This window comes from Bartonella sp. AP57NXGY, from assembly GCF_042195805.1.
Classification (GTDB): Bacteria; Pseudomonadota; Alphaproteobacteria; order Rhizobiales; family Rhizobiaceae; genus Bartonella.
In genome coordinates this window covers 1-1,914 of sequence record NZ_JBHIOZ010000217.1, presented here as the reverse complement: position 1 = coordinate 1,914, position 1,914 = coordinate 1, and the positions used below count along the sequence as shown (strand labels likewise).

The 1,914-nt window shown below is 41.0% G+C and carries 1 pseudogene; it reads right to left on the bottom strand.

Features of this window, described 5'->3' with window-relative positions:
• Positions 1–1,914, bottom strand: a pseudogene (locus tag ACFIL8_RS09630) (hypothetical protein); the annotation flags it as partial.

The window sequence follows — 1,914 nt, the reverse complement described above, 5'->3', positions numbered from 1 at the left end:
GTAATCACATTATTAACCTGTTCAGTCAATTTATTCTGAACATTCGTGATAGAACTTCCAACACCTGTAAGTGCATCAGCTACATTCGTATAGTTCTTGTCAAAAGAAGTACCATCCTCACTAAACTGCTTGATCTTGAAATCCGGTGCTTTCCATATGCCCACTTCATCATAACCAGCACCACCACCAAAATAGGTTGCAAGCGTGTTACCCATTGCATAAAGTTGACTACCAATGACAGCATCCGTTGAGCCGGGGCTGATCTCAGCCTTTTCTAGAAACGTAATTCTACTGTTTTCCTGTGTCCTTACAACTCTGCCTTTTTCTTCTTGCTTCTTCTCATGACGCGCTACAAAGGCATTGACCTCATCATTCCATAACAAAGAATCCTGTGCTACTCCTTCAGAAACCTCTTTAATACGTGCATTCACATTCTTGATATTTGTATCAAGACCAGTAAATGCACTACCAACATCTTTAAAAGAGCCCTCTGTTATATTACCCTTTGTATCAATCTTGGATAAGTTATAAGTTGGTCCCGTCATAGCAGAACCAGCAACTCCTGCACCTCCACCAAAATATTTTGATGTATTGGCCATAGCCGTTTCCAGATTTCTCGATGTGGACGAAAGACTCTCATTGGTTTTGCTTAACTGTGAAAAATTAACTGCATCGTTCGCTCCAGTGCCATCCGACACTCCTGTAATCTTTTTACCCCCAGCATCTATCCCAGAAATGATTATTTTCGGTCCACCTGTAATCACTAAGCCTGTTGCATCTAAGGTACTGCTTCCTGCATTTACTTTATTGACTGCAATATCCTTAGCTAGATCAAATTTTATATTATTATTATCTTTGCCTTTGCTAATTTGAAGATTTGTACTTGCCGCTGATAAATCGATCTTGCTCTCTATACCAATAGTTGTAGCATCTGCACCACCAGCAGACAGCTGCCAACCTTTATCTACGTAATCTTGTAATGACTTTATCTGCGCAACATTAGCAGCATCAGTCAGTTCAGAACCAGCTGCTACCCCTATAATTTGTCGCGTTTTCTTCTCGCTGACATCACCAACACTCACAGCACCATAACCACTCTTCCATTGAGCGTCAGCACCTGTTGCATTCGCTTTCTTATTAGGAGAATAGCCAGAAACACCACTAGCCCTATCAGCGACAGCATCTACACCTAGCGCAACACTGTACAACGCGTTCGCTCTTGACCGTCCACCAATAGCGGTAGTACCAGCACCGTTGACTTGCGCGTTGTTGCCAACAATAGTAACAGCCTCAAACAGGTTATTTTGTGAATGTACCTGTATGTTGTTACCAATAGCAATAATATTTAAGCCTTTCGCATTCGGACTTTTCCCCAGTTTTATATCATCACTAGTTGCATACGTACTCACCCTCCTTGCTAAACTATTAACGCCAGACAGCAAAATATCATCACTATTATCGTCCTCAACAGGCAGCATCCACCCTTTTTTAACAAATGTTTTTGGCAATTTTCGCACAGCAATATTATCCGCACTCATGCTTTTATCGTTAACCGCTATTCTTGTAAGCTGTGGCACTTTCTTATCACCAACATTTCCAACTCGCGCAGAACGGCTACCTTCTGTCAAAACATTTACGATAGGACTCTTATCACTCTTACCAGAAAGGGTTTTGGTTAAAAAATTTGCATAATCATCAGAAGCATTCAAACCAGCAACAGAGAGAAGGCTTTGTGGATAAGACACGCCGGTACTTTTTACACCTTCAAGAAATGTGTTTCTAAAATCAGGATTTGCTGAAAAAACAGGCGTAACATTCGATAAGAATGTAGCCGCTGTAGCCAACGAAAGAACTTTAACAAAAGAAAAACGAGAACGTTTTAATTCACTCGCTGCTTGTGGGGCATATAATTTT